A 24,506-nucleotide genomic window follows, 5' to 3' on the forward strand; every position below is an offset into this window, starting at 1 on the left:
CGCTCATTAATCTTGCTGAGTAACGGGGTAAACTCCGGCCAGTCGTCACTACCGCCCAGGACCCCGCCATGCAGATCAGCCGCGCCAACCTTGCCGACTTCGTGCTCTTCCTGGCCATTGCCCGGCACCAGAGCTTCAGCCGCGCGGGCCTGGAGGTGGGCATCAGTGCGTCGGCGCTGAGCCATGCCATCAAAGGTCTGGAAACCCGCCTCGGCGTGCGCCTGTTGAACCGCACCACCCGCAGCGTCACGTTGACCGCTGCGGGCGAGGAGTTGCACAGCGTCATCAGTCAGCCCATGGATGACATCAGCCAGGCGGTCGAAGCGCTCAATCGTTTTCGTGACGAGCCCACCGGGCGCATCCGCCTGAACCTGCTCAGCGATGCCGCCGACCTGCTGCTGGGCCCGGTGTTGCCATTGTTCAACGCGCGCTATCCGGACATCCAGATCGACCTGGCCGTGACCAATCAGCTCGTCGACGTCATTGGCGCAGGGCATGATGCGGGCATCCGCTACGGCGGTACGGTGCCGGAAGACATGATCGCTCAGCGGTTGTCCGCGGATATCCGTTGGGTGGTGGCCGGTTCGGCGGATTATCTGCAGCAGTATGGCGTGCCTCGCCATCCCCAGGACTTGCTCGACCATCGCTGCCTGCGCATCCGTTTGGGCAACGGTTGCCTGTACGACTGGGAATTCGAAAAAGACGACGAGCACCTGGCGATTGCAGTGCCAGGCGCCATCACCCTGGATGAAACGCGCGTCGGCCTGTCGTTGATGCGCCAGGGCGCTGGCCTGATGTATGCGCCGGAACCGGCCATGGCCCCTTTGGTGGCGCGCGGGGAGGCGGTGCGGGTGCTCGACGACTGGGCCAGCATGGGCCCCGGGTTTCATATGTATTACGCCAGCCATCGGCAATTGCCGATGGGGCTGAGACTTTTGATCGACCTGATCCGGGAAGTGCAGCCGCTCGGTGATTGCTGAGCAGCGCTCATCAGTACATCCCGATTTCACCCGGTATTCATCCTCTGCTGCGTCACTTAGCGTGACGCTACGTTTGAGCGAGGAGATACCCATGAGTTTTTCATTCCAGCATCAGGTTGCGCTGGTCACCGGCGCGGCGTCCGGCATTGGTCTGGCGACCGCCAACGCATTCGCGCACGCCGGTGCAGCCGTGGCGATTGTCGACGTCAACGCGCAGGCTGCACGCGCGGCCGCCGAGGCGTTGGTGGCCGCCGGTTATCAAGCGATTGGTCTTGGCTGCGACGTCTGCGACATTGACCAAGTACAGGCCATGGTCAAGGAAACCGTCGCGACGTTTGGCCGACTTGATGCGGCATTCAATAACGCCGGCATCCAGAACGTACTGGCAGAAACCGCCGATGCGAGCGTTGAGGATTACGACCGGGTCATGTCGGTCAACCTGCGAGGCGTCTGGAGCTGCATGAAGTTCGAGCTTGAGCACATGCGTCGCCAGGGCAGCGGCACCATCGTCAACTGTTCCTCTCTGGGCGGTCTGGTCGGCGGGGCGCAGCGCGCCAATTACCACGCGGCCAAGCATGGCGTGATCGGGCTGACCAAAAGTGCGGCGCTTGAATACGCCACCCGAAACATCCGCATCAACGCGGTATGCCCCGGATTGATCTGGACGCCAATGGCTGACCAGATGGTTGCCGCCGGCCAGGGCGACGCGCTGGCGGGCATGGTCAAAAGCATACCGATGGGGCGTCACGGTCGCCCGGAAGAAATCGCCGACGCCGTGCTCTGGCTCAGCAGCTCGACCTCCAGCTATGTCACAGGCCAGTCCATTTCGGTGGACGGGGGTTTTGTCATGCGCTAGCACCGGCGTTACGCCACGCAAGCCGCGCCCGACATTACCCACAAGGAGTACCGAGCCGATGCCGCCATCAGCCTCTTCCAAAACAGCTGCGCTCATGCTCATCGGGCTCGGCCTCATGCTCGCGCTGGCAGGTGCGTGCCTGTTGGGCGGTGGCGGCTATCTGATCGCCCTCGGGGGTTCCTGGTACTTCGCGCTCGCGGGCCTTGGCCTGTCTGCCAGCGGGGTGTTGTTGATGCGCCGCCGCCTGCAAGGCGTGGTGATTTACCTGGGCGTATCAGCCGCCACCGTCGCGTGGTCATTGTGGGAGGTCGGCCTGGATTTCTGGCCGCTGTTTTCCCGCTTGATGGCGTTTGGGGCGCTGGCGGTGCCGGTGCTGCTTGCCACTGCGCAGCTGTGCGCCAAGGCTCGGCCGGCCGCCTACGCAGGGGCTGCGCTCGTGAGCCTCTGCCTGGCGGCCACGCTCTACCTGGCCCTGCAGCCACAGCCTATTCAAACGGCTACGGGGGCGCCGGCGCCGGTAGCCGGTAAGGCCGTCGGCAACGTGGAGCCGGCGACCGACTGGCGTTACTTCGGCCAAAGCCCCTCGGGAACCCGACATGCGCGGCTCGAAGCAATCACCCCGCAAAATGTTGCCGGGCTGCAAGTGGCCTGGACCTACCGCACCGGCGAAATTCCCCGCGGCAGCCAGGGGCATGTGGTCACGCCGCTGCATGTGGACGGCGTGCTGTATGGCTGCACACAGTCCAGCCAATTGTTCGCGCTGGATGCCGACACCGGTCAGGAAATCTGGCACCACGACCCACACGTGCAGGCGAACAATGTCTACCCGCGCTGCCGAGGCGTGGGGTATTACGCCGCGCCTGAGGCTTCAACCTCAACGGGCCAAGCGTGCACGCGGCGGATCATTGCAACCACCGTGGATGCGCGCTTGATTGCCGTGGACGCGCACACGGGGCAAGCGTGCGCAGGGTTCGGCGACGCGGGCAGCGTCAGCTTGCGCAGCGGCATGGGCAGCGCCGATCCGGCGCTTTATTTCCCTACCGCCGCGCCCACCGTGGTGCGTGATCTTGTCGTCGTCGGCGGGCTGGTCTGGGACAACCAGAAGACCGGCGAGCCCTCCGGTGTGGTGCGCGCCTTCAATGTGCGTACGGGCGCACTGGTGTGGGCCTGGGACTTGGGCAACCCGGCGATTACCCGTGAGCCACCCGAGGGCCACACCTACACGGCGGGCACGCCGAACGTGTGGTCGACGCCTGCGTTCGATGAGGCACTGGGCTTGATTTATCTTCCCACGGGCAACGCCACGCCAGACTTTTGGGGCGGCCATCGCACCGACGCCGACGACCGCTATTCCTCCTCTATCGTTGCCCTCGACATTGCCACCGGCCGAGAACGCTGGCATTTCCAGACGGTGCACCACGACGTGTGGGATTACGACGTCCCGTCGCAGCCCGCGCTGTACGACGTGCCGGATGGCAACGGCGGAACGCTCCCGGCGTTGATCCAGACCACCAAGCGCGGGCAGATCTTCATGCTTGACCGACGCACGGGTCGCCCGATTGCGCAGGTGCAGGAACAACCCGTCCCGCAAGGTGGTGTGGCTGATGACCGGACGTCGCCGACCCAGCCGTACTCGGTCGGCATGCCTTCGATTGGCACGCAGCCGTTGAGCGAAAAACGCATGTGGGGGCTCACGCCGTTGGATCAGTTGATGTGCCGCATTCAATTTCGCCGGGCGCGTTACGAGGGTGAGTTCACACCGCCCAGCGAGCGCCTGACCCTGCAATACCCGAGTTGGCTGGGCGGCATGAACTGGGGCTCTGTGTCGATTGCCGAAAACCTCGGCTACCTGATCGTCAACGACACGCGCGTGGCGACCTGGAGCCGGATGATCCCGCGTGCCGTCTACGATCAAAAAGCGCTCAGCGGCGGCGGGCACGAAGGCAATGCACCCCAGGCGGGTACGCCGTGGGGCATTGAGCAAGGACGCTTTCTGTCACCGCTGGGCATCCCATGCCAGGCGCCGCCTTACGGAACCCTCAGCGCGGTCGACCTGGCCACGCGCAAAGTGCTCTGGTCAATGCCCCTGGGCACCACCGAGCAAACCGGGCCGCTGGGGCTCGCCACCCATCTGCCCATGCCCATCGGCATGCCAACGCGCGGCGGCCCGGTGACGACCGCCACTGGCCTGGTCTTCATGGCCGGCACCCAGGACTTCTACCTGCGCGCCTTTGATGTACGCACCGGCCATGAACTGTGGAAAGGTCGTTTGCCGGTGGGCGCAGAAGCAACACCCATGACGTATAGTTCGCCGAAGACCGGCCGCCAGTTCCTGGTCATCAGCGCCGGTGGCAACTCGGCCACCACGCTCAAAGGCGACTACGTGGTGGCCTTCGCATTACCTGTACCGATGATTCAACATTGACGCGATAAAGCGCGTGAAGCGGCCGCACTAAAATGCCTTTCGAGGGTCAATAAACCTCGCAAGATCATCCACTTGGCTCCGCCAGCGGAGCCTGCCGCCTTACTCCCTTTCAAAGAAGTCATGCATGCACCTGCGCAAAATTGCAGTCGGGCTGTCAGCCCTTGTTTTGCTTTCCACCGGGGCAGATGCCCGTGGTTTGCTCGACCTTATCAAGCCACCCGCCCAGGAACACACCTCACGCGCAGGCTCGACCAGCCAGCGCGCGGCCCTCGACCTTTATTCCAGCAAGCAACAGCAGCCCTCGTTCGCCAGCTGCGCCGATCTGTTCCCTGGTGCCACACCGATCAACACCGCCACCGTGCCCAGCACCATGAAACCCATGGCGTTGTGTTCCGATAGCTTTGCGGTGCTCTACTCGCAAACGAGCAAGACGCCGCTGGTGGTGGTCGAGCGCTTGAACGCCGCCCAGCTCAAGGACGCCAAAGGCGAGGAACGCACCAACCAGTTCTACGCAGACCCGCGCATCCCCAAAGGCGCTCGCGCCGAGTTGAGCGACTACCGCAGCCAGCACCCGGCCGTGGACCGTGGTCATCAGTCTCCGGCGGCCGACGCGCCGAGCGCGAATGCCATGGCGCAATCCTTCGCGCTGTCGAACATGGTGCCGCAAGACCCCACCAACAACCGCAAGATCTGGAGCAAGGTCGAGGCGGATGTGCGCAAGTTTGCCGTGCGTGCCGGCGGCGATGTGTTTGTGTTCACCGGCCCGTTGTTCGACGCGGGCTACAGCACCATCGGCGACAACAAGGTCTGGGTGCCGACGCGCCTGTTCAAGTTGGTGTACGACGCCTCGTCGAAACGCGCCTGGGCCTATGTGCTGCCCAACGCTGAAACGCGCATCCAGAAGCCGATGGACTACGAAACGTTTGTGAAGAGTACCGGGCTGAAGCTGCTGGGCAATCTGCCGGTCACGGGGTCGGTGGGCCGGACGTGATCACCTGCGGCCGATCCAGCTGGCGCTTGATTGTGTAGAGCGCCACGCCCACCGCCAGGATGCCTGACACCGCGCCGACCACCAGCGCCCAGCGCGGGCCCAAGTGGTCGGCGACCCAACCGACGATGGGCGCGCCAATTGGCGTGCCGCCCAGGGCGACGGCGACGCGCAGTGCGATCACCCGGCCGCGCATCGCGGGTTCGGTGGTGAGTTGCATCAAGCTGTTGGTGGTGTTGCTGAAGGTCATGGCGCCCACGCCGATGACCACCAGCGCAATCGCAAACGTCCAGTAATTGGGCGCCAGGGCTGCCAGCACGCAGCCAAATCCAAACACTGCCGCACCGGTCAGCAAAGACTTGAACCGGGGGCGTTCGCTGCCCGCGGCAATCAGCGCACCGGCGATGGTGCCGATGGCCAGGGTCGAGGTCAGCAGCCCGTAGCCGCGCGCGTCAGCGTGGAACACCGTGACGGCCATGGTCGAGATGAAAATCGGGAAGTTCATGCCGAAGGTGCCGATCAGAAACAGCATCAGCAGGATGGCTTTCAAGTCCGGCCGCGCCCACACGTAACGCATGCCTTCGGTAAGGCTGCCTTTGGTACGCAGCGCGCGCACCTTGGTGTGTTGACTTGAGACGCGCAGGAAAAACAGCGACGCCAGCACCGCAAAAAAGCTCGAGCCATTGAGCAGGAACGCCCAGCCGGTGCCCACCGACGCGATGGTCACGCCGGCCACGGCCGGGCCGATCATGCGCGCCATGTTGAACGAGGTGGAGTTGAGCGCGATGGCATTCGACAAGTCCTTCTCGCCCACCAGTTCTGCGACGAAAATCTGCCGCACCGGCGCATCGAATGCCGAGGCGCAGCCGGATAAAAACGCGAACACGTACACATGCCACAGCTGCACGAAGCCTGTGATGGTGAACACGCCCAGCGTCAGCGCCAGCAAGCCCATCACCGCCTGAGTGAAGATCAACAGCTTGCGCTGGTCGTAGTGATCGGCAGCAAACCCGGTCCACGGCAGCAACAACAACTGCGGCCCGAACTGCAGCGCCATCACGATACCCACCGCGGCGGCGTTGTGCGGCGTGAGCTGAGTCAGCACCAGCCAGTCCTGGGCGGTGCGTTGCATCCAGGTGCCGACGTTGGACACCAGCGCGCCGGCGGCCCAGATGCGGTAGTTGGGGCTGCGCAGGGAACGGAACGTGCCGAGGAAACTCATGACGGCTTCAGTTCCCCCGGTTGTCGAGCAACTCGATGATGGCTTGCGCCGTGCCCGATTCGCCCAGCTTGGGGAACACGTGCTGCAGGCTGTAGGCATGGGCCTCGGGGCTGACGTCGGTCATGGCATCGATGGCCAGGGTCACGTTGAAGCCGAATTCGTAGGCCTGCCGCGCGGTGGCTTCGACGCCGGTGCCGGTGACGACACCTGTGATCACCACTTGGGTGACATTGAGCGCCTTCAACTGCGCCTCAAGGTCCGTGTTGGCGAAGGCGCCCCAGCTGCGTTTGGTCACCAGAATGTCGCTGGGCTGGTGGCCGAGTTGCGCAATCAGATCAGCCCAATCGGGTGGCAGGTCAGTGATGCGACGCGGCCGCTCGGTGCGTCCCGGCGCAAAGCCGCTGACATTCACCAGCACCACCGGCAGCCCGCGTTCGCGAAAGGCGTCGAGCAGTGCACGCGACCGCTCTATCACCTCGCCAATGGGATGGATAAAAGGGTAGCCAACGATGCCGTGTTGCAGGTCCACGATGATCAGGGCGGTTGTTGCATCCAGCGAGGTGACAGCCATGCTATTTCCTCAATCGGGTGATTCAAAAGTCGGCTAGGCGCTCCAGCAGTTTCACCGCAGCGGCGAGTTCGTGTTGTTCCTGGGGCGACAGTTGTTCCTGCAGCGCGTGCAGCAGCCAATCGTCTTTGGCGGCGCGGCTTTGGGTCAGGTGTTTGCGCAAGGCGGGCGTCAGTTCGATCAGCGTCTGCCGGCCATCGGATGGGTCCGGCTTGCCGCTGACGGCTTGCATTGCCTCAAGCCCGGCCACGGTGATGCGCATCGACTGCGGCCGCACACTTTCAGCGCGGGCGAGGGCGGACACGGTCGTCGGGCCATCACGGTCCAGGCGCAGCAACACCGACTTTTGCGCGGTGGTGAAATCATCGGGGTGAGTCTGTTCGCGCAGGCGGCGGATCAGCTTGCCCAGTGAGATGCGCAGTTCGGCGGCCAGGGTGGCGCAGGAGTGGGTGCTGGAGATAGGAGAGTATTTGCTCATCTCAGAACGGTAGCATGCCCACAGCAAAGCTTTACAGTTTTGCTGTATTGATTTTAGGCGATGAATAATTCCCTGCTCAGTGTTCCTTGAATAGTGGCAAAATGATATTTTTGCGTCTTGAAATATTTACCCAGCCAATAGGAAAAGGAGCCAGTGATGGCCTACAGAGACGATAGCGACCTTGAGTTTCTTTCAAAACTTGACTCGGAGTCGATGAACGATTTGGTCTATTGCCTCGTCCACGATAAAGACGGGAGTGTCAGGCTGACGGAAGAGCTGACGACCAATGACATGTACAAAGCCTGGTTCCCGGATCACCGACGTTATTGGGAATCGGTCGCTGCCGAAATTCAGTGCTTTGGCGGTAATACATTCGCAACGATGCTTAGGGGTGGGAAAGGCGTCCTTTATAAAGAGGTGCTCCAAGACGTTTGCGACAAAATGAGGGTTAACTACAACAGTAGTTCTAGTGTTGAGAAAATCGAGCAAAACCTGCTGATGAAAATCCTCACGGATGCGGTTGAAAAAATGACGCCGGCCGAATTGAAAGAGTTGGCAGACGCAGTAGGCGTGAAGAACGTTGGATTACTCACTTCCGAAGCGATGCTTGGGGTATTCCAGGCTGTCTTCAAAGCAGGAGGATTTAAATCCTATCAATTAACGTTGATTATCGTTAACGCGATTCTCAAAGCGTTGATCGGGCGTGGGCTGAGTTTGGCGGGCAACGTTGCCTTGACCCGGACTATGGCCGTGTTGACAGGCCCTATTGGATGGGTTATCACCGGTGCATGGACGGCCATCGATATCGCCAGCCCCGCCTATAGAGTGACCATCCCCGCTGTTATTCAGGTCGCTGCGTTGCGTCAGAAATACCTTTATGAAACGCAAGCGTCACAGGTCGAATTTAGCTAAATATTCAGGGAGGATTATTGATCACGGTGAGAGGCTAGGGGGCATTTGATTTCTTTCCTCTTTCCTCTTTCCTGTAGCGTAACGGTGAGTGATTCAAGTGCATCCTTTATCTCGGTGAGCGCGGGGTATCAGCCCCATTGGTTATCTGGGTATATGGACCGTCCCGTTCGTATAAAGGACTCGCATATTCTGGTACAGATTGAGCGAAAGGAAGCGTGAACTATGAGTTCAAAAAGCAAGATAACTTCGGCAGGCAGTGTGTCGCCCTTTGCAAGCTTTATTGTCGCGCGTTTGGCGGGGCGACGAACAAAAATAGCTGAAATCGAAAACGCGGTGTTGGAGGTTATTAAGCCCGTCGGAGGCTGGCGTGAATCAAAAAAGCTGACAATAAAAGCCAATAGCAATTTGCTGAAGGCGAGTGCATTTCATTTAATTGAAAAGCGGCAGGTAAATTGGGCGGGTGGGAATAGAGTCGAAGACGAGCTTAATCATTTTTTTGCTGTTTTTCTTGTCGAGGATTATGTGGCACTTTATGTAAGTGATAGTGACCTTAAGTCCACCGTGCATGAGGCGCTCATGCTCGATGAAATTCCTTCACTCAAGCCCGTGGATGAGGCTGTATTGATTAACGCTTATATTAACGGGAAATCATTGCGTACCCTGTGGTTGGGAGGCATTCATCGGAATGTGTCAGTGAAACCAAACAGCAAGGTGCTCAGCGGAGAGTCCTTGGGGGATGCGATAGATACGTTCGGGGATAATACCTTTATCGCCGGGGCCGTTCGATCCAATATCGCCGGTGTGAGTTTGAAAAGAAGTGGTGTTTGGTTCGGTCCGAAAAAAAACTGGTCAGACTTTTCAGATGCTGCCTATGGCTTGTTAACTACATTAAATGCTTCCGATCAGCAGAAACCAAAAAGTACTTCTGTTCATTCTGGGCTGGCGAGCAGTGCGCCTGATTTTAGCCGGGTCGGCCGAGCCTATTTGATTGAATGGGCCGATCCAGAAACTATAAAGGGACGAACGAAGGGGAAAAGAATAGTTGAGTTACGCGACACCTATGAAATGAACTTGACATCCACGCAGCCGTTGGCAAAGGATGTGCAAGTTGAAGTCACCGCAACGGCTACAGGTACGTCTCAGGTTTTTGACCTGGCACTCGGTATGAAAAATCGTAAAGTTACTTTCAAGGCGTCACCGCGCCAGGTATCTTCAGAGTTTATCGATTGGATAGCGGGAGTGGAGCACGATGCTGAAGTGATGCGACTGCTTTATGACTGCGGGCACTCAGTGGTGTGCGCCACGTTATGTCTGCCCGCCGTAGTTCATAGAAAGTTCGGAATAGAGTTTTTAGATTTTGCCCCTCTTGGGTTTAATTATAATGTGAAAATGGAAAAGCCTCCGGGCGCGCCACCCCCACTCGACAATATTTACGATTTGAACGATGTCAGCTTGTTCAAATGGGTGGCTAAAGAAGGACTGGGGCTTATGAAGCTGGAGCAGCCAACGCCCGGTTGTTGCTGGTTGTATTGTGATGACAGGTCTAAAGAAGTAGCAGACTTCATTCATGTGTATAAGCCGGCTTCCGGCACGCCTAAAGTATCAATTATCCATGTCAAGGGGGCGAATAATGACTCCCTTACTCGCTTGATCTCACCGGGTGCCTATGAACTTGTCACAGCGCAAGCGATTAAAAATCTGAAAAGGATCTCTGCGGGCTCTATCGTTGATAGTATCAAGTCTGTTTTGATCGCCTCTACGAATCGCGTTTGGGACGAGGCTTGGCGCGTAGGTCTGAGGAGTAACGGTTCAGTAAAGACAGACTTTTATAACGCTCTTAGTGGTATTAAGCAGGATTGTGATTATCAAGTTGTTATTGTTCAGCCACATGCGTTGAAGAGTAAGTTTAATCCTACGGGCACGCCCACCATAGGTGAGCTTCAATTGCATACGTTGTTGCTGGGGGCTGAAGCTCTGGCGCACTCGGTATCTGCAGAATTTCGCGTTATCTCTGATAATCGATAATTTTGGGTTCGCATGCGTATGCTCCGCGCTCTTTGTTCTTGGTTCTTTGCGTGTCAGGGCCGCGTAGGATCTGGACAGGTCCAGTGCTGAAGGAAACCCGAGGGCACGCTTTGAGCTAATGGCTGGAGCGGGGTCAAATATTGGGTAGCGCTGGGCTTATACTCGTCCACTGGCGATTGCACACTCTCAAACAAACCGAGATACCCCATGAGCACCTCTGTTTCCCTCACGCCTGCGCGCAAGCCTATCGCGCCGCTGGTGGCTTTTATCATCCTGTTGGCGGGCGCCGTGTTCCTGCAAAGCAGTGTCGGCTCACGCCAGGTGCTGTTGCTGGTGGTCGGCGCGGCACTGGGTTTGACCCTGTATCACGCCGCCTTTGGCTTTACCTCCGCCTGGCGCGTGTTCATCAATGATCGGCGTGGCGCCGGCTTGCGAGCGCAGATGGTGATGCTGGCGGTGGCGGTCGTGCTGTTTTTCCCGGCGCTGGGGGCGGGCACGCTGTTGGGTCAGCCGGTGGTCGGGCTGGTGGCGCCGGCCGGCGTGTCGGTGGTGTTTGGCGCGTTCATCTTCGGCATCGGCATGCAGCTGGGCGGCGGTTGTGCCTCGGGCACGTTGTTCACTGTGGGCGGCGGCAATGCGCGCATGTTGGTGACGTTGTTCTTCTTCATTTGCGGTTCGTTGATCGCCACCCACCATGTCGATTGGTGGTTTGCACTGCCGGCGTTCCCGGCGGTGTCCATCGTCAAAAGCTTCGGCGTCGTACCGGCGCTGCTCTTGAGCCTGGCGGTGTTCGCGATCATTGCAGCCGTCACCGTGCGCCTGGAGAAGGGCCGTCATGGCCAACTGGAAGAGGGCGTGACCAGCGAACACACCGGCCTGCGCCGTTTCCTGCGCGGGCCGTGGCCCTTGGTATGGGGCGCGATAGGCCTGGCGCTGCTCAATTACGCCACCTTGGCGTTGGCTGGGCGGCCGTGGGGCATTACCTCGGCGTTCGCGCTGTGGGGCGCCAAGGTCGCCAGCGGTTTGGGTGTAGACGTGGCCAGTTGGGCGTTCTGGCAGGTACCGGGCAATGCCAAGGCCCTGGCCGCACCGGTGTGGGAAGACATCACCAGCGTGATGGACATCGGTATTGTTCTCGGCGCTTTGTTGGCGGCCGGCCTGGCCGGGCGTTTCGCGCCCAGCCTGAAAATCCCCGCGCGCTCGCTGGTGGCGGCGGTGATCGGTGGCTTGCTGCTGGGTTACGGTTCGCGTCTGGCGTACGGTTGCAATATCGGCGCGTACTTCAGCGGCATCGCCTCGGGCAGCCTGCATGGCTGGGTTTGGTTGGTGGCGGCGTTTATCGGTAACAGCGTGGGCGTGCGGTTGCGTCCCTTCTTCTTTGCGGGCGAGCGGCCGCAGGTGGCGTTAAGCGGCTGCTGAGCGAACCAGTGAGGTATGCGGCATGATTCGAGAACTGAGGACTTTCGTCAGCGCCGCGCGGCGCGGCACTTTTGCCGCTGCCGGTCAGCAGGTGGGGCTGACGCAATCGGCCGTGAGCGCGCAGATCAAGCACCTTGAAGACGCGCTGGGGGTGAAGCTGTTCGACCGCACCGGCCGCTCGGCCACCCTCAACTCCGCGGGGCAGCGCGCGGTGCCGCTGGCGGAGGAAATCCTCGATATTTTCTCGCGCATGGGCACCCCCGACAGGGCCAACAACTTCCACGGTTCGTTGCGCATCGGCGCCATCGGCAGTGTGCAGACCGGCATCCTGCCCAAGGCGCTGGTGGCCCTCAAACAGCGGGCGCCGTTTATTGAAGTCAACCTGGTGCCGGGGGTTTCGCTGAACCTGCTCAGCCAGGTCGATGCCGGTGAACTGGACCTGGCGATCATGATTCACCCGCCGTTCAACCTGCCAAAGGACCTGAATGTCGAGGTCATCGCCCGCGAGCCTTTTGTGCTGATCACCGCCAAGGACGTGCCAGGCGATGACCCGCTGCAGATCCTGCGCGAGCAGCCGTTTGTGCGATACGACCGGGGCTCGTTCGGTGGCCGCCAGGTCACGCAGTTTCTCAAGGAACAAAAGATCCAGACCCAGCAGGCGCTTGAGCTTGATGAGTTGGACGCCATCGTCAAGATGGTCCGCAGCGGCCTCGGCGTGTCCCTGGTGCCACTGGCCGGCTTGTGGCTGGAACACGAAAGCGACGTGCGGGTTTTGCGATTGGACGACCTGACCTTCCATCGCGAAATCGTCTTGCTCACCAAGTACACCCAGCGCCAACTGCCGCTCTTCGCGTTATTCAGGGCGTGCATCATGGAAGTGCTCGGTGCGCCGAAGTAGGGCGCGAGCATCGAAAAAATTGAGGCTCAGGACGAAAGATATGCGCTTTATCGCACGGTCTTTCTGGTGAAGAATCGAGTTCTGAATAACAGAACCCGCAGGTAGCCACCGTGAGCCTTTCGCCCTTTCATCTTGCTATTCCCGTCTACGACCTCGCCGCCGCCCGCCACTTCTACGGCGACGTGTTTGGCCTTCGCGAAGGTCGCTCCAGCGCGCAATGGGTCGATTTCGACTTTTACGGGCACCAGTTGGTCATCCACGAACACCCCAAGACTGAATCCCAGGCATCGGTGCACTCCAACCCTGTCGATGGTCATGACGTACCGGTCCCGCATTTCGGCATCATCCTGCACTGGGACCAATGGGAAGCCCTGGCCGATCGGCTCAGAGCGCGTGAAACCCGGTTTGTGATCGAACCCTACATCCGCTTTCAGGGCCAGGTCGGCGAGCAAGCCACCATGTTCCTGTTTGACCCGTGCGGCAACGCGCTGGAGTTCAAGGCGTTCAAGGACATGAGCCAGTTGTTCGCCAAGTAGTTGCCATCCGCGCGACCGTCGCCACCCGAGCGACGGCGTTAATAAGACGTGAAGCTGCACGCCTGCCGCATGAGAGAAGTGACGTGATGTCTGACGTTGACTGTGATTTTCGGCCCGTGCTTGCCGAACAGCGCTGGCAGTTCGAGCCGTGTGGCGACAGCTGCATCGTGGTGGTGTTTGCAACGCTGTTCAGCGCGCAGGCCAACCGCCGTGCCGTGGCGTTCAGTGCCACGCTGCATGACCTGTTGGCGCGTGGGCTGCTTGGCGGCGTGACCGATGTGATCCCGGCGATGGTGTCCGTGGGCGTGCATTATGCCCCGCCTATCATCGCCAGGCTGTACCCCGAATTGTTGCCCTACGACGCTATTGCCCAGGTGTTGGAAAACGCCCTGACTCAACAGCACAACCTGGCACGCGTCACACCCAAACGCCTGGAAATCCCGGTGTGCTACGAGGGCGACTACGCGCCGGATCTGCTGGACATCGCCAACGCCTGCGCCATCACGCCCAACGAAGTCATCGCCGCACACAGCGGGCAGTGGGTCGACGTATTGATGGTCGGTTTCGCACCGGGCCATCCCTATATCGGCATGCACGAGCCTGCGTTGAAACTGACGCGCCGCGCCGTACCGCGCACGCTGGTCACGCGCGGCAGCATCGGCCTGGCCAATTGTCAGAGCGTGATTTACCCCACTGATTTGCCAGGTGGCTGGAACATCGTAGGCCGCACACCGTTGTCGATGTTTTCGCCGGCCAATCAGCCGCCGTGCCTGTTGAGCGGTGGCGATCAGGTGCGCTTCGTGCCCATCACCGCCCGTGAATTTAAACAACTGGCCGGAGCGCAGCGATGACTATCAAAGTGATCAGGCCCGGTCTGTTTTCCACCTTTCAAGACGCCGGCCGCGTGGGCTTCCAGCATTGGGGCGTGCCGGTCAACGGCGCCATGGACCAGGACGCGCATGCGCTGGCCAACCTGTTGGTGGGCAACCCGGCCACCGCTGCGACCCTGGAAATTACCCTTCAAGGCCCGGTCTTGTGCTTTCAGGCACAGGCGCTGATCGCCCTGGCCGGGGCTGACCTGGGCGCGCGCCTGGACGGTGTTGCGCTGCAACCCGGGCACGCCGTGCGTATCAAACCGGGCGCGATGCTTCGCTTCGAGACGCGTGAGTACGGCGCGCGGGCCTATCTGGCGGTGGCCGGCGGTTATCTGCTCGCGCCGGTGATGAACAGTGCCAGCACGTATAGCCGGGGAGGGTTTGGCGGGCTGTCGGGGCGCGCACTGCAAGCCGGCGATGTGATCCCCATTTGCTCATCGTTCGCAAACCCCGTGCGGTTGAATATTCCTGCGGGCTGGCGGCTTGGCGCGCCGACACGGCCAGCGTCCATTCGGGTGCTGCCGGGGCGCGAATGGGCCGACTTCACAGAAACGGCTCGCCATGACTTCCTGCATGAGCCCTATCAGCTGACCGCTGCCTCGGATCGCATGGGGTATCGATTGGACGGCGCCGCGCTGGACCTGACGCAGCCCCGCCAACTGCTGTCCGAAAGCGTGGCCTTCGGCACCGTGCAAGTGCCCGCTGGCGGTCAGCCGATTGTGCTGATGGCCGACCGGCAAACCACAGGTGGCTACCCGCGCATCGCCCAGGTGGCCAGTGTGGATTTACCCAGGCTGGCGCAACTGTTGCCCGGCGATGAGATTCGATTTTCGCTGATTGATTTACCCACGGCTCAAGCGTTGTTCGTGGCGCGTGCACACGCGCTGGAACGACTGGAGGCCGCCCACTGAGCAAAAGCCGTCGCTACCGATAATAAAAACAGGAGCGCTAGATGATTAAGCCCACGTTCACATTTCTTACTGTCGAGCATTAAAACCCCTCGCAACCTGACGGGTTTACTTCTGGGTGGAACTGTCCACCTCAATAACTCAAATGACCAACGGTCAGAGTGGAAGGTGTTTATGTCTCGCGTAATCGCTACTCCCATCCCATCGCCGCGTTTGGGCGAGTTCGACAAGACCGCTGACAGCAGCGCCACCAGGATCGCCAAGCGGGCAGCCATCGCTGCCGCGACAGGCACTGCAGTGGAGTATTACGAATTCGGTGTGTACGGCTTTATGGCGACGATTATCGCGCCGTTGTTTTTTCCCAGCGATAACGCCGCCGCCGCATTGCTGGCCACGCTGGCGGTGTTTGGCAGCGCATTCTTGATCCGGCCGTTGGGCGGCATTCTGCTCGGGCGGCTGGCGGACCGCATCGGTCGGCGCAAAGTATTGCTGAGCACCGTCATCGGAATGGGCACCGCGACCGCGATGATCGGGCTGTTGCCGACGGCCGCCCACGTGGGGATTGCCGCGCCGATCCTGCTGGTGCTGATCCGGCTGGCGCAGGGCTTTTTCGCCGGCGGCGAGGTGATTGGGGCTGCGGCTTTTCTGGCCGAGTCTTCACCCAAGGGCCGCCGTGGCTTCTACGGTGCGTTCACGCCGGTGGGTGTTGCGATTGGCGGGTCGATGGCAGCGATCATCTGCGGCATCACCACCGGCCTGGTCGATGCGCAGCAGCTGCAAGCCTGGGCCTGGCGTATCCCGTTTTTCCTGGCGATTCCGTTGGTGATCTTTTCGTGCATCATGCGCCACAACGTCGAGGAGACGCCTGAGTTCAAAGCCTTTCTTGCCGTGGAAAAGCCGCCCACCGCGCCGGTCAAGGAGGTACTCACGCAGAACCTGCCGGCGGTGCTGCGCGTGGTGGTGTTCGCCTTTGCACAGAACGCCGGCTACTACATCGGCCTGGTGTTCATGAACATCTACTTGACCACCTACCTGCATTTCGAGAAGTCCAAGATCTATTGGGTCATCGCCGGCGTCAGCCTGTGCATGGCCGCGCTGATGCCGTTCTGGGGCGGGCTGTCGGATCGTATCGGGCGCAAGAAAGCCCTGGCCATCGGCTTTGTCGGTTATGCGGTACTGGTGATTCCGATGATGGTGTTGATGAACAACAGCAGCCTGTTCATCGCGGTCCTGGCGTTTTTTGTGGCGACGCTGCCGATGCCGGTGATCCAGTCGGTGGGCTATCCGACCTATGCCGAGCAGTTTCCTACTCGGGTTCGTTACACCGGCATGGCCATCAGCATCAATCTGGGCGCCATCCTGGGCGGCGGGATCACGCCTTACATCGTCACATCACTGATCGGCTCGACCGGCAATTTGCTGATCCCGGGGTTTTTCATGGCCGGCGCGGCGGTCTGTGCGTTGATTGCCTTGACCACCTTGCGTGAAACCTCCCAAGGCGCTTTGCGCCGCTGAGAATGAATGTCCGAATACGTCCGCAAGTGGTCCGCCATGTGCCTGTCGCTCGCGTGCCGCACTGCCTAGTATGGCTTGCATCACTCGCTGAACTGCACGCCAACAGGACACCTCATGAGCCGCAAAGCCCTTATTGTTATCGATGCCCAGCATTCGTTCCGCCATTCAAGCTACTGGTCCGAAAATGACCTGCCGGGTTACCTGGAAAAGCAACAGGCCCTCATTGATGGGTGTGTTCAACAGGGCATCCCGGTGATACAAGTCTTCCATGTGGAAGACCAGGGGCATTTTTCGCTGGCCTCGGGCAATGTTCGGGCATTGAGCGAGTTGTCGATCAACCCTGACCAGGTCATTCACAAGCGCTTTCACAGCGCGTTCGCCGGCACGCCCTTGGCGGCGCGGCTCACGGAAATGGGAGTGACCACAGTGATCATCAGCGGCATCCGCACCGAACAGTGCTGTGAAACCACCACGCGGCAGGCGTCGGACAGTGGCCTCAGTGTGGAGTTTGTCAGCGAAGCGACGTTGACCTTCCCGATGACCCACGCGCGCAGCGGCCGGGTCTATACCGCAGCCGAAATACGCGAGCGTACGGAGCTGGTGCTGGAAGGCCGCTTTGCGCGCATCGTCACGGTCGCCCAGGCATTGGAGGATTGACCCCGTGAGCGTGCCGGTGCTGTTTGTACTGCTGCCCAACGTGCTGATGCTGGACCTGGCCGGTCCCGCCGAAGTGCTGCGCCTGGCCACTCAGGTCGAGGACTCGACGGCCGTTGAGTTCGACTTGCAATACGTCAGCCCCGTTGAAACGCTGCAAACGTCCATCGGCTTGCCCCTGACCGGGTTGGCGCCGCTTCCGCCAAATCTGGCGCCGGGCACGCTCGTGGTATTGGTGGGCTCTACATCGAAGGTCAGCAAGACGGGGCAGCAGGCATTTGAAGCGGCCAGCAGCGTGCTGACCCAGTGGCTGCAGGCGGTGTTCGCGCCGTCTGGCGAGAAGCTGGTTTGCGTCTGTGCGGGCGCCTTGAGCGCTGCCCGCGCCGGGCTGCTGGACGGACGCCAATGCACCACGCACCACGCGCTGTGCGCCGCTTTGCAAACCCTGGCGCCCAAGGCTCGAGTATTGGAAAACCGCTTGTACGTCACCGATGGCAACATCAGTTGCAGTGCCGGCGTCACTGCCGGCATCGACCTGATGCTGCATTGGGTGGCCGAGCTGGCCGGGCCGCGACTGGCCTGCGCGGTTGCGCGGGACATGGTGGTGTACATGCGCCGCAGCGGCGCCGATCCACAGCTGTCGGCCTGGATCGCCGGGCGCAACCACCTGCATCCCGCCGTGCATCGGGTGCAGGACGCCGTCGCCGCAGACCCGTGTGAGCCGTGGACCGTCGCGCGTATGGCCAGCCTGGCCTGCACCAGCACCCGGCACCTGGCGCGACTGTTTCACGAACACGTCGGCATCAGCCCGCTGGATTATCTGCACACCCTGCGTTTAACCGTGGCGCGTGAATTACTGGTTGAATCGACCCTGGACATTGAAACCGTCGCCGAGCGCGCGGGCTTTGGTTCGGCGCGGCATCTGCGGCGTATCTGGGGCAAATATGAAGCGGGGACGCCGTCAGCTGGGCGTGTCGGTGGTGGTTGACGCTTGATCGTCCTGGGCTTCGAGTTTGGCGCGGTCGGCTTTGCTGATGTATTTATCTTTGCTCTTGGGGGCCAATTTGGCGCTGGCTTTTTTCGCTTTGGCCTTGAAGAGCTGCTGCAGTTTTTTCTGGCGGTTCATGGTGTGCTACTCAGCGGGTAAGTGTTCGCATGATATCAGCTTGAGGCAGTGCGTCAGGCCTCGGCCTTGTGGAGTCAACCTATGCTCAGGTTCATCGTTGGGGTTGCCAGTCTGGTGGTGTTAGCGGTGCTACCGGCTGCGCATGCCGGCGACGCCTTCTACGTCAATCCTGAATCGACCGCTGCCCAGTGGGTAAAACACAACCCGCAGGCGGCCGATGCGGCAACCATCCGTGTGGCCATTGCCCAGGTGCCGAGTGCCCTGTGGCTGACCGGCAGCAGCCAGGGCAGCGATCAGCTTGAGGCGCGTGTGGAGCGCTACGTATCCGCCGCCGCCACGGCCCGCGCCACACCGATTCTGGTCGCCTACAACCTGCCGCACCGTGACTGCAGCGGCGGCGCCTCTGCAGGCGGCGCGGCCGATGCGACAGCGTATCGCGCCTGGATCGACCACCTGATCAACGGCGTTGGCCGCAAACCGGCGATCATCATCCTGGAGCCCGATGCCTTGCCGGACATGCAGTGCCTCAGCCCGTCTCAGCGAGACGAGCGCCTGGCGCTGTTCAACTACACAGTCGCAGCTTTCAAGCAACGCGCGCCCCAGGCCGACGTGTACCTGGACGCCGGTAACGCGCGCTGGAAGCCCGCCGCGCAGATGGCCGATACCCTGCATGCGGCCGGGATAAAAAACGCACACGGTTTTGCGCTGAACGTCTCCAATTTCTACACGCTCGATCAATCCCGTGACTACGCCGACCGGATCAACGCCAGGCTCTTTGCCAATCACACTTACACAAAGGCCGTGGTCGTCGACACCAGCCGCAACGGCAACGGCGCCGTCCCTGGCGACTGGTGCAACCCGCCTGCACGCAAGCTGGGCATGCTGCCGCACGCCGTCACGCCCAACCTGCTGGCGCTGTGGATCAAGCTGCCGGGCAACTCGGACGGCGCCTCTTCGCCCATCGCCGACTGCCATGGTGGGCCGGCGGCCGGCACGTTCAGCGCGCCGTTGGCGCTGCGGTTGATCGAGGGCAAATAAACCCCTCTGCGTGACCCCGGTGCTGTTGGCGAACGCGCAACGGCCCTCGCCACAACGGAACGTCTTGGCATCTGGGTCGCTTTTCAGCGCCGATCTGTGCATTGAATCACCGGCTGTTTTGCCAATAATCAGGCCGGGTATTCAGCGCAAACGGAAGGCATTTGATGAGCACGCATACCCGCACCCAACGCATCACCGTCCCGCAACTGGTCGCGATGAAAGGCCAGCAGAAAATCGTCTCCCTGACGGCGTATTCCAGCGCCATCGCCACGCTGATCGACCCGTTGGTCGACTTCATTCTGGTGGGCGATTCCACGGCCATGGTCGGCTATGGCCGGCCTTCAACCTTGAGCATGCAGCTCGAAGAAATCATCGGCCACACTCGCGCAGTGGTCGATAGCACGCGCCTGGCCTGTGTCATCGCCGACATGCCGTTTGGCAGCTACCAGGAATCCCACGAGCAGGCGTTTCGCAATTGCGCCCAGGTGTTGGCGCGCACCGGGTGCGACGCCGTCAAGCTGGAAGCCAACCAGGCCTTGGCCAGCACGGTTGAGTTTCTGGTGGCGCGCGGCATTCCGGTGATGGCCCATGTGGGGCTGATGCCGCAGTTTGTGAATGTGATGGGCGGCTTCAAGGCGCAGGGTCTCACGATTCAAACCGCTGCGGTGATCGCTGAAGATGCGCGTGCCAACCTGGAGGCGGGCGCTTTCAGCCTGCTGCTGGAAGGCGTGGCCGAAGGTGTGGCCCGGCAGATCACCCAGGACGCGAAAATGCCGACGATCGGCATCGGCGCCTCGCCCGCCTGCGATGGCCAGGTGTTGGTCACCGAAGACGTGCTGGGCCTGAGCGGTGAGCACCTGCCACGTTTCGTCAAACAGTACGCCGATGTCGGCGCGGTGATTCGCGATGCCTGCGAGCGCTTTGCCGATGACGTACGCCACGGGCGTTTCCCCGAGGCGCGGCATTGCTACGGGCTTTGACGCATCGCCTGGGCCAGCAGGTTTACGGCCTGGGCGATATCCTTGCCCCAGTCGAGGGTGTAGCTCAGGCGTAGGTGATGGCGCCAGGCGCCTTGCTGACTGAACAGCTCGCCGGGCGCAATGACGATGCGCTCGGCCCGCAGACGCTCGAATACCTTGCGCATGTCGACGGCGGGCGAAGCCTCAAGCCAGAAACTCGCGCCTCCGTGGGGGCGGTGTACCTGCCACTGATCGTGTTCGCTCAGCAGCGCGTCGAGTTGGGTCATGCGCTTGAGCAACAGTGCCCGGAGCGCTTTCAAATGTGGGTCGATACGCTTGGACGTGAACAGTTTGGCGATCGCCTTCTGACGGATAGGCGACAGGCGGAACCCGCGCTTGAGAAACTCTCGCTGCAACTGCGAGCCATGCCCGCGACTCAGTACGTACCCATAAGGCGCTTCCGCGCCGATGACTTTGTCGAAGGTCGAAAACACCAACAGCTTCTGCGGGTCGGCAAAGTCGCGATAGCGCGCAGGTGGCGGCTCGAAATACAACTCGCCGTAGGTGTCGTTTTCGAACAGCCAGATATCCCGCTCTGCCAGCCAGCGGCAAATCTGCTGTTTATCCTGCGCGGGCATCACGCCACCCTGGGGGATATTCACCGTCGACGACAGCACCGCCAATCGAATCGGCGCCCGCTTCAGTACTCCTTCCAGCGCGGCCAGGTCGAACCGCCCGTGCGCATTCAGGTGCAATTCGATCACCCGGATCTTCGCTGCCTGCAGCTGACGCAGGATCGCCCACGAACACGGCGACTCCACCAACGCCACCGTGCCGGCGAGGTCCAGCGCGTTGAGCGCTGCGTCCAACACCGCGTGCAAGTCCGAGCCGATAAACACATGGTCGGCCTGCCAGTAACGCTCGGCAGATTGGGTGTAGCGCTCGGCCAATGCGGTGCGCAACTCGGGCTCGCCGAACGGCAGGTACAGCGGCGCCAGCGAGCGCGGGTGTTGGCGGGTGAGTTCGCGTTCGAGCATCAGCAGCGGGTGTTCCAGCGACAGCAGCATCGCCGGAGCATCGCTGCTCAGCGCCAGCATCCCGGGCTGGCGGGCCGTGGCAAACACCTGGTCGAGCAGGCTTGATGTGCCTTCAGTCAATAACGGCGCCGTTAGCGATCGGGTGAAGTAGCCGAACTTGGCTTTGGCGTAGATCCGCCCTTGATCTTCAAGCAGCGCGTAGGCGTACTTGGTGGTCGACACTGACACACCCAGGCGCTCGGCCAGTTGGCGCAGAGACGGCAATTTGCGTTCGCCGTCTGGCGGGCCGGCGTCGATCAACTCGACCAGGTAGCGGTACACCGCCTGATAGGCGAACGCGCTGTGTTTAGTTCTATCCATGACTATTCGCGCTACTCGACCAGGTTACACGGGGAATACATCGGGGTTGGGGCCGGGCGAGTATTACTCAAGGCGATGTGATACGGAACTCAACGGCAGCCCTCCATGATCAAGCCGTGCACCCTTAACATTCCTGACGAGCGCGCGTGCCGCTGTGCTTATCGGATTGGCAGATTTGAGCCGAAGCAGGAAATCATGGATGCTGCTGTCGATTCGTTCACGGGCCGTACGATGCGTTGGGGCCTGATACTTTCATGTCGACCAGGAAAACCACACCATGCAAACCTCGCCGCCCGATGGATTACCTGTTTACCGGCTACTGACGGGCAAGGATGACGCCGCGTTTTGTCACCGCGTCTCTGAAGCCCTTGCGCTGGGTTATCAGTTATATGGCTCGCCAGCGGCCACCTTCAACGGCGAGTACGTTGTGGTGGCTCAGGCCATTGTTTGGGGGCCTGGTAAGTAGGCCCGTTTGCCTTGTCAGGTCAGCCCCTCGGCGACGTCCTTGGCCAGCGCCAAAAACGCCCGCGCCGCCGCAGGCTGATAACCCCCTTTGCGCTGCATCAACACGGCGGTGCGCTGTAACCGCTGCGGGCCCAGCTCAATGGCCACCAACTCTGGATGCGCCCGCGCAATCGCGGCGGGCAGCAGCGTCGACAGCGTAGTCCGGCGCACCACCTCAATCAGCGCGCCAATCACATTGGCCTCCATCACCACGCGTGGGCGAATGCCGTGCGTGCTGCAATAGCGGTCAATCTGCTCGCGGGTGGCGAATTCCTTGCCCAGCAAAATCAGTGATTCACCGTCCAGCGCCTCCAGCCCAATAACCCGCTCCTCAGCCCGCGGGTGCTGCTTGCCGACTACCAGTGCAAGGGTTTCGACCAGCAGGGGAGTGGCGTCAATGTCGGGCGCATGCACCTCATCAAACGCAATCCCCACGTCCAGTTCGTCCGCCAGCAGGAGGTTTTCCATCTGTTCCTGGGCAACCTCACGCACGTTCAGCGAGATGTTTGGATAGCGGCCGTGAAAGGCCTCCACCAGCGGCCCCACCAGGTAGGTGGTGAACGTCGGCGTGACGGCAATCCGCAGCGTGCCCCGGCTCAGATCGCCCACGTCATGAATCGCGCGCTTGCCTTGCTGCAGCTCCTGCGCCGCCCGCAGCGCATAGCGCAGGTACACCTCACCGGCATCGGTCAGGCGCGTCTGGCGACCGGATCGATCAAACAACTGGGCACCGAGGCTCTCCTCCAACTGCCGCACTTGCTGGGACAGTGCAGGCTGCGAGACATGCAGGGCCGCCGCCGCTTTGGTAAAGCCTTGGTGTTCTGCAACGGCCAGGAAGTAGTGGATATGGCGTGCCAGCATATTTGTACTCATAAGATTATCTAATGTGCCGGATCATATATGAGACTTTTACCTTATTGCACGGGCTCCGTAACCTTTGCTCCATCGCATCGCGATTCAAAGGAGTTACCCATGCAAGACATCATCGACGGTTTCCTGAAATTCCAGCGCAGTGCCTTCCCTGAGCGCGCCGGCTTGTTCAAAGACCTGGCCAACCAGCAGAGCCCACGGGCGCTGTTCATCTCCTGCTCCGACAGCCGTCTGGTGCCCGAGCTGGTCACGCAGCGTGAGCCGGGCGACCTGTTCGTCATCCGCAACGCCGGCAATATCGTGCCGTCCTACGGCCCGGAGCCGGGCGGCGTGTCGGCGTCAGTGGAGTACGCCGTTGCGGCCTTGCAGGTTCGCGACATCGTGATCTGCGGGCATTCCGACTGCGGCGCCATGACCGCCATCGCCACCTGCAAATGCCTGGACCACATGCCCGCCGTGGCCAGCTGGCTGCGCTACGCCGACTCCGGCCGGGTGGTCAACGAGGCTCGCCAGCATGTCGATCAGTCCGCCAAAGTCGCCTCCATGGTCCGCGAAAATGTGATCGCGCAATTGGCCAATATCCAGACGCACCCCTCGGTACGGCTGGCACTCGAAGAGAAGCGCGTGACCCTGCATGGCTGGGTCTACGACATCGAAAGCGGCTGTATCCAGGCCTTCGATAGCCGCACCGGCACCTTCGTGCCGCTGGCCGATTACCCTGCCTGATGCACCGAGGTGTCTGCATCGCAGCGGTGCGGCGATCCGACAAGCCAGCTCCCACAGTTGATAGTTGGCGCTTTCCCCATCAACCGTTTTACCCATTGTTTTTACTCACGGAGATAACCCCATGATCCAGTCACACATCAGCCAGAACACTCGCCTTGCCCTGACCGACGTCATCCTGCTGGCCAAGGCCCGCAAAGACCTGTCGTTCGCCCAGATCGCCGAGGGCACTGGCCTGCACGAAGCCTTCGTCACCGCTGCGTTGCTCGGCCAACACCCGCTGCCGGCCGACGCCGCCCAAACCGTTGCCGACACCCTGGGCCTCGACGCGGACGCTGTGCTGCTGCTGCAAACCATCCCCGTGCGCGGCAGCATCGGCAACGGCATCCCGACCGACCCGACCATCTACCGTTTCTACGAAATGATTCAGGTCTACGGCACCACGCTCAAGGCACTGGTTCACGAGAAGTTTGGCGACGGCATTATCAGCGCGATCAACTTCAAGCTCGACGTCAAGAAGGTTGAAGACCCGGACGGCGGCTCGCGCGCGGTGATCACCCTGGATGGCAAATACCTGCCGACCAAACCGTTCTGATCACGTCCGCAAAGGGCCCGGCGGCGCCTGGTCGC

General features: G+C 61.2%; 25 protein-coding genes. 19 read left to right on the forward strand and 6 right to left on the reverse strand.

The window, feature by feature from the left end:
• The first annotated feature begins 68 nt into the window (after nucleotides 1–68).
• The 4 genes from AC19YS_RS18015 to AC19YS_RS18030 all read left to right on the forward strand — a co-directional run bounded on the left by AC19YS_RS18015 (nucleotide 69) and on the right by AC19YS_RS18030 (nucleotide 5,252).
• Nucleotides 69–980 carry a LysR family transcriptional regulator gene (locus AC19YS_RS18015; RefSeq protein ID WP_500602317.1) on the forward strand — a complete coding sequence of 304 codons (912 nt, stop codon included), beginning with the start codon at nucleotides 69–71 and terminating at the stop codon, nucleotides 978–980.
• Between the two features lie 91 nt (nucleotides 981–1,071).
• Nucleotides 1,072–1,836, forward strand: a complete 765-nt coding sequence (locus AC19YS_RS18020) for an SDR family NAD(P)-dependent oxidoreductase (RefSeq protein ID WP_106576573.1) — start codon at nucleotides 1,072–1,074, stop codon at nucleotides 1,834–1,836.
• A gap of 94 nt (nucleotides 1,837–1,930) precedes the next feature.
• Nucleotides 1,931–4,261 carry a membrane-bound PQQ-dependent dehydrogenase, glucose/quinate/shikimate family gene (locus tag AC19YS_RS18025; protein ID WP_500602318.1) on the forward strand — a complete coding sequence of 777 codons (2,331 nt, stop codon included), beginning with the start codon at nucleotides 1,931–1,933 and terminating at the stop codon, nucleotides 4,259–4,261.
• Nucleotides 4,262–4,385: 124 nt separating this feature from the next.
• On the forward strand, nucleotides 4,386–5,252 hold the full coding sequence (locus AC19YS_RS18030; protein ID WP_106576574.1) for a DNA/RNA non-specific endonuclease: 867 nt from the start codon (nucleotides 4,386–4,388) through the stop codon (nucleotides 5,250–5,252).
• Here AC19YS_RS18030 and AC19YS_RS18035 read toward each other — a convergent pair.
• From AC19YS_RS18035 to AC19YS_RS18045, 3 genes are read right to left on the reverse strand one after another with little or no spacing between them, the layout of a single operon-like run.
• Complete coding sequence (locus tag AC19YS_RS18035; RefSeq protein WP_169367291.1) at nucleotides 5,227–6,471, reverse strand: MFS transporter; 1,245 nt, start codon at nucleotides 6,469–6,471, stop codon at nucleotides 5,227–5,229. The two genes, AC19YS_RS18030 and AC19YS_RS18035, sit on opposite strands and share 26 nt — an antisense overlap.
• Before the next feature lie 7 nt (nucleotides 6,472–6,478).
• Nucleotides 6,479–7,042, reverse strand: a complete 564-nt coding sequence (locus tag AC19YS_RS18040; RefSeq protein WP_200624995.1) for an isochorismatase family protein — start codon at nucleotides 7,040–7,042, stop codon at nucleotides 6,479–6,481.
• Between the two features lie 22 nt (nucleotides 7,043–7,064).
• Complete coding sequence (locus tag AC19YS_RS18045; protein WP_200624994.1) at nucleotides 7,065–7,517, reverse strand: MarR family winged helix-turn-helix transcriptional regulator; 453 nt, start codon at nucleotides 7,515–7,517, stop codon at nucleotides 7,065–7,067.
• A gap of 156 nt (nucleotides 7,518–7,673) precedes the next feature.
• Between AC19YS_RS18045 and AC19YS_RS18050 the strand changes: the two genes are divergently transcribed.
• From AC19YS_RS18050 to AC19YS_RS18095, 10 genes are all read left to right on the forward strand, one after another.
• Nucleotides 7,674–8,429: a YaaW family protein gene (locus tag AC19YS_RS18050; RefSeq protein ID WP_200624993.1), complete on the forward strand. Its 756-nt coding sequence runs from the start codon at nucleotides 7,674–7,676 to the stop codon at nucleotides 8,427–8,429.
• Nucleotides 8,430–8,651: 222 nt separating this feature from the next.
• Nucleotides 8,652–10,454 (forward strand): hypothetical protein, encoded by a 1,803-nt coding sequence (locus AC19YS_RS18055; RefSeq protein ID WP_500602319.1) that lies wholly within the window; start codon nucleotides 8,652–8,654, stop codon nucleotides 10,452–10,454.
• A 207-nt stretch (nucleotides 10,455–10,661) separates the two neighbouring features.
• A complete protein-coding gene (locus AC19YS_RS18060; RefSeq protein WP_119742434.1) occupies nucleotides 10,662–11,873 on the forward strand; it encodes a YeeE/YedE family protein in 1,212 nt (403 codons plus the stop codon).
• 22 nt (nucleotides 11,874–11,895) lie between these two features.
• A complete protein-coding gene (locus tag AC19YS_RS18065) occupies nucleotides 11,896–12,771 on the forward strand; it encodes a LysR family transcriptional regulator (RefSeq protein ID WP_124418101.1) in 876 nt (291 codons plus the stop codon).
• Between the two features lie 110 nt (nucleotides 12,772–12,881).
• Nucleotides 12,882–13,307 (forward strand): VOC family protein, encoded by a 426-nt coding sequence (locus tag AC19YS_RS18070; protein WP_119742438.1) that lies wholly within the window; start codon nucleotides 12,882–12,884, stop codon nucleotides 13,305–13,307.
• An 86-nt stretch (nucleotides 13,308–13,393) separates the two neighbouring features.
• The gene (pxpB, locus tag AC19YS_RS18075) at nucleotides 13,394–14,158 is read left to right on the forward strand and encodes a 5-oxoprolinase subunit PxpB (protein WP_500602320.1); all 765 of its coding nucleotides are present in this window, start codon (nucleotides 13,394–13,396) and stop codon (nucleotides 14,156–14,158) included.
• A complete protein-coding gene (locus AC19YS_RS18080) occupies nucleotides 14,155–15,093 on the forward strand; it encodes a 5-oxoprolinase subunit C family protein (RefSeq protein ID WP_500602321.1) in 939 nt (312 codons plus the stop codon). Before pxpB ends, AC19YS_RS18080 begins: the two co-directional genes overlap by 4 nt.
• A 171-nt stretch (nucleotides 15,094–15,264) precedes the next feature.
• Nucleotides 15,265–16,605, forward strand: a complete 1,341-nt coding sequence (locus tag AC19YS_RS18085; RefSeq protein WP_106576583.1) for an MFS transporter — start codon at nucleotides 15,265–15,267, stop codon at nucleotides 16,603–16,605.
• 114 nt (nucleotides 16,606–16,719) lie between these two features.
• On the forward strand, nucleotides 16,720–17,262 hold the full coding sequence (locus tag AC19YS_RS18090) for a cysteine hydrolase family protein (protein WP_124418098.1): 543 nt from the start codon (nucleotides 16,720–16,722) through the stop codon (nucleotides 17,260–17,262).
• Nucleotides 17,263–17,266: 4 nt separating this feature from the next.
• Nucleotides 17,267–18,247, forward strand: a complete 981-nt coding sequence (locus tag AC19YS_RS18095; protein WP_500602322.1) for a GlxA family transcriptional regulator — start codon at nucleotides 17,267–17,269, stop codon at nucleotides 18,245–18,247.
• Here AC19YS_RS18095 and AC19YS_RS18100 read toward each other — a convergent pair.
• Nucleotides 18,221–18,385 carry a DUF2986 domain-containing protein gene (locus tag AC19YS_RS18100; protein WP_106576586.1) on the reverse strand — a complete coding sequence of 55 codons (165 nt, stop codon included), beginning with the start codon at nucleotides 18,383–18,385 and terminating at the stop codon, nucleotides 18,221–18,223. The two genes, AC19YS_RS18095 and AC19YS_RS18100, sit on opposite strands and share 27 nt — an antisense overlap.
• 81 nt (nucleotides 18,386–18,466) lie before the next feature.
• On the opposite strand from AC19YS_RS18100, the gene AC19YS_RS18105 reads away from it, so the two are divergent.
• On the forward strand, nucleotides 18,467–19,423 hold the full coding sequence (locus tag AC19YS_RS18105; protein WP_500602323.1) for a glycoside hydrolase family 6 protein: 957 nt from the start codon (nucleotides 18,467–18,469) through the stop codon (nucleotides 19,421–19,423).
• 164 nt (nucleotides 19,424–19,587) lie between these two features.
• Entirely contained in the window at nucleotides 19,588–20,403 is an 816-nt protein-coding gene (panB, locus tag AC19YS_RS18110) for a 3-methyl-2-oxobutanoate hydroxymethyltransferase (RefSeq protein WP_106576588.1), read from the forward strand.
• Here panB and AC19YS_RS18115 read toward each other — a convergent pair.
• The gene (locus AC19YS_RS18115; protein WP_500602324.1) at nucleotides 20,391–21,779 is read right to left on the reverse strand and encodes an aminotransferase-like domain-containing protein; all 1,389 of its coding nucleotides are present in this window, start codon (nucleotides 21,777–21,779) and stop codon (nucleotides 20,391–20,393) included. The genes panB and AC19YS_RS18115 overlap by 13 nt on opposite strands.
• A gap of 277 nt (nucleotides 21,780–22,056) precedes the next feature.
• Between AC19YS_RS18115 and AC19YS_RS18120 the strand changes: the two genes are divergently transcribed.
• A complete protein-coding gene (locus AC19YS_RS18120; protein ID WP_106576590.1) occupies nucleotides 22,057–22,245 on the forward strand; it encodes a DUF1737 domain-containing protein in 189 nt (62 codons plus the stop codon).
• Between the two features lie 14 nt (nucleotides 22,246–22,259).
• Here AC19YS_RS18120 and cynR read toward each other — a convergent pair whose 3' ends face one another.
• Nucleotides 22,260–23,144, reverse strand: coding sequence for a transcriptional regulator CynR (cynR, locus tag AC19YS_RS18125; protein WP_200625029.1), 885 nt, complete (start codon nucleotides 23,142–23,144; stop codon nucleotides 22,260–22,262).
• Between the two features lie 111 nt (nucleotides 23,145–23,255).
• Between cynR and AC19YS_RS18130 the strand changes: the two genes are divergently transcribed.
• Entirely contained in the window at nucleotides 23,256–23,879 is a 624-nt protein-coding gene (locus AC19YS_RS18130; RefSeq protein WP_200624984.1) for a carbonic anhydrase, read from the forward strand.
• 121 nt (nucleotides 23,880–24,000) lie between these two features.
• Nucleotides 24,001–24,471, forward strand: a complete 471-nt coding sequence (gene cynS / locus AC19YS_RS18135) for a cyanase (protein ID WP_119742460.1) — start codon at nucleotides 24,001–24,003, stop codon at nucleotides 24,469–24,471.
• The last annotated feature ends 35 nt before the right edge of the window (nucleotides 24,472–24,506 follow it).

The organism is Pseudomonas sp. MF08831 (genome assembly GCF_059862645.1).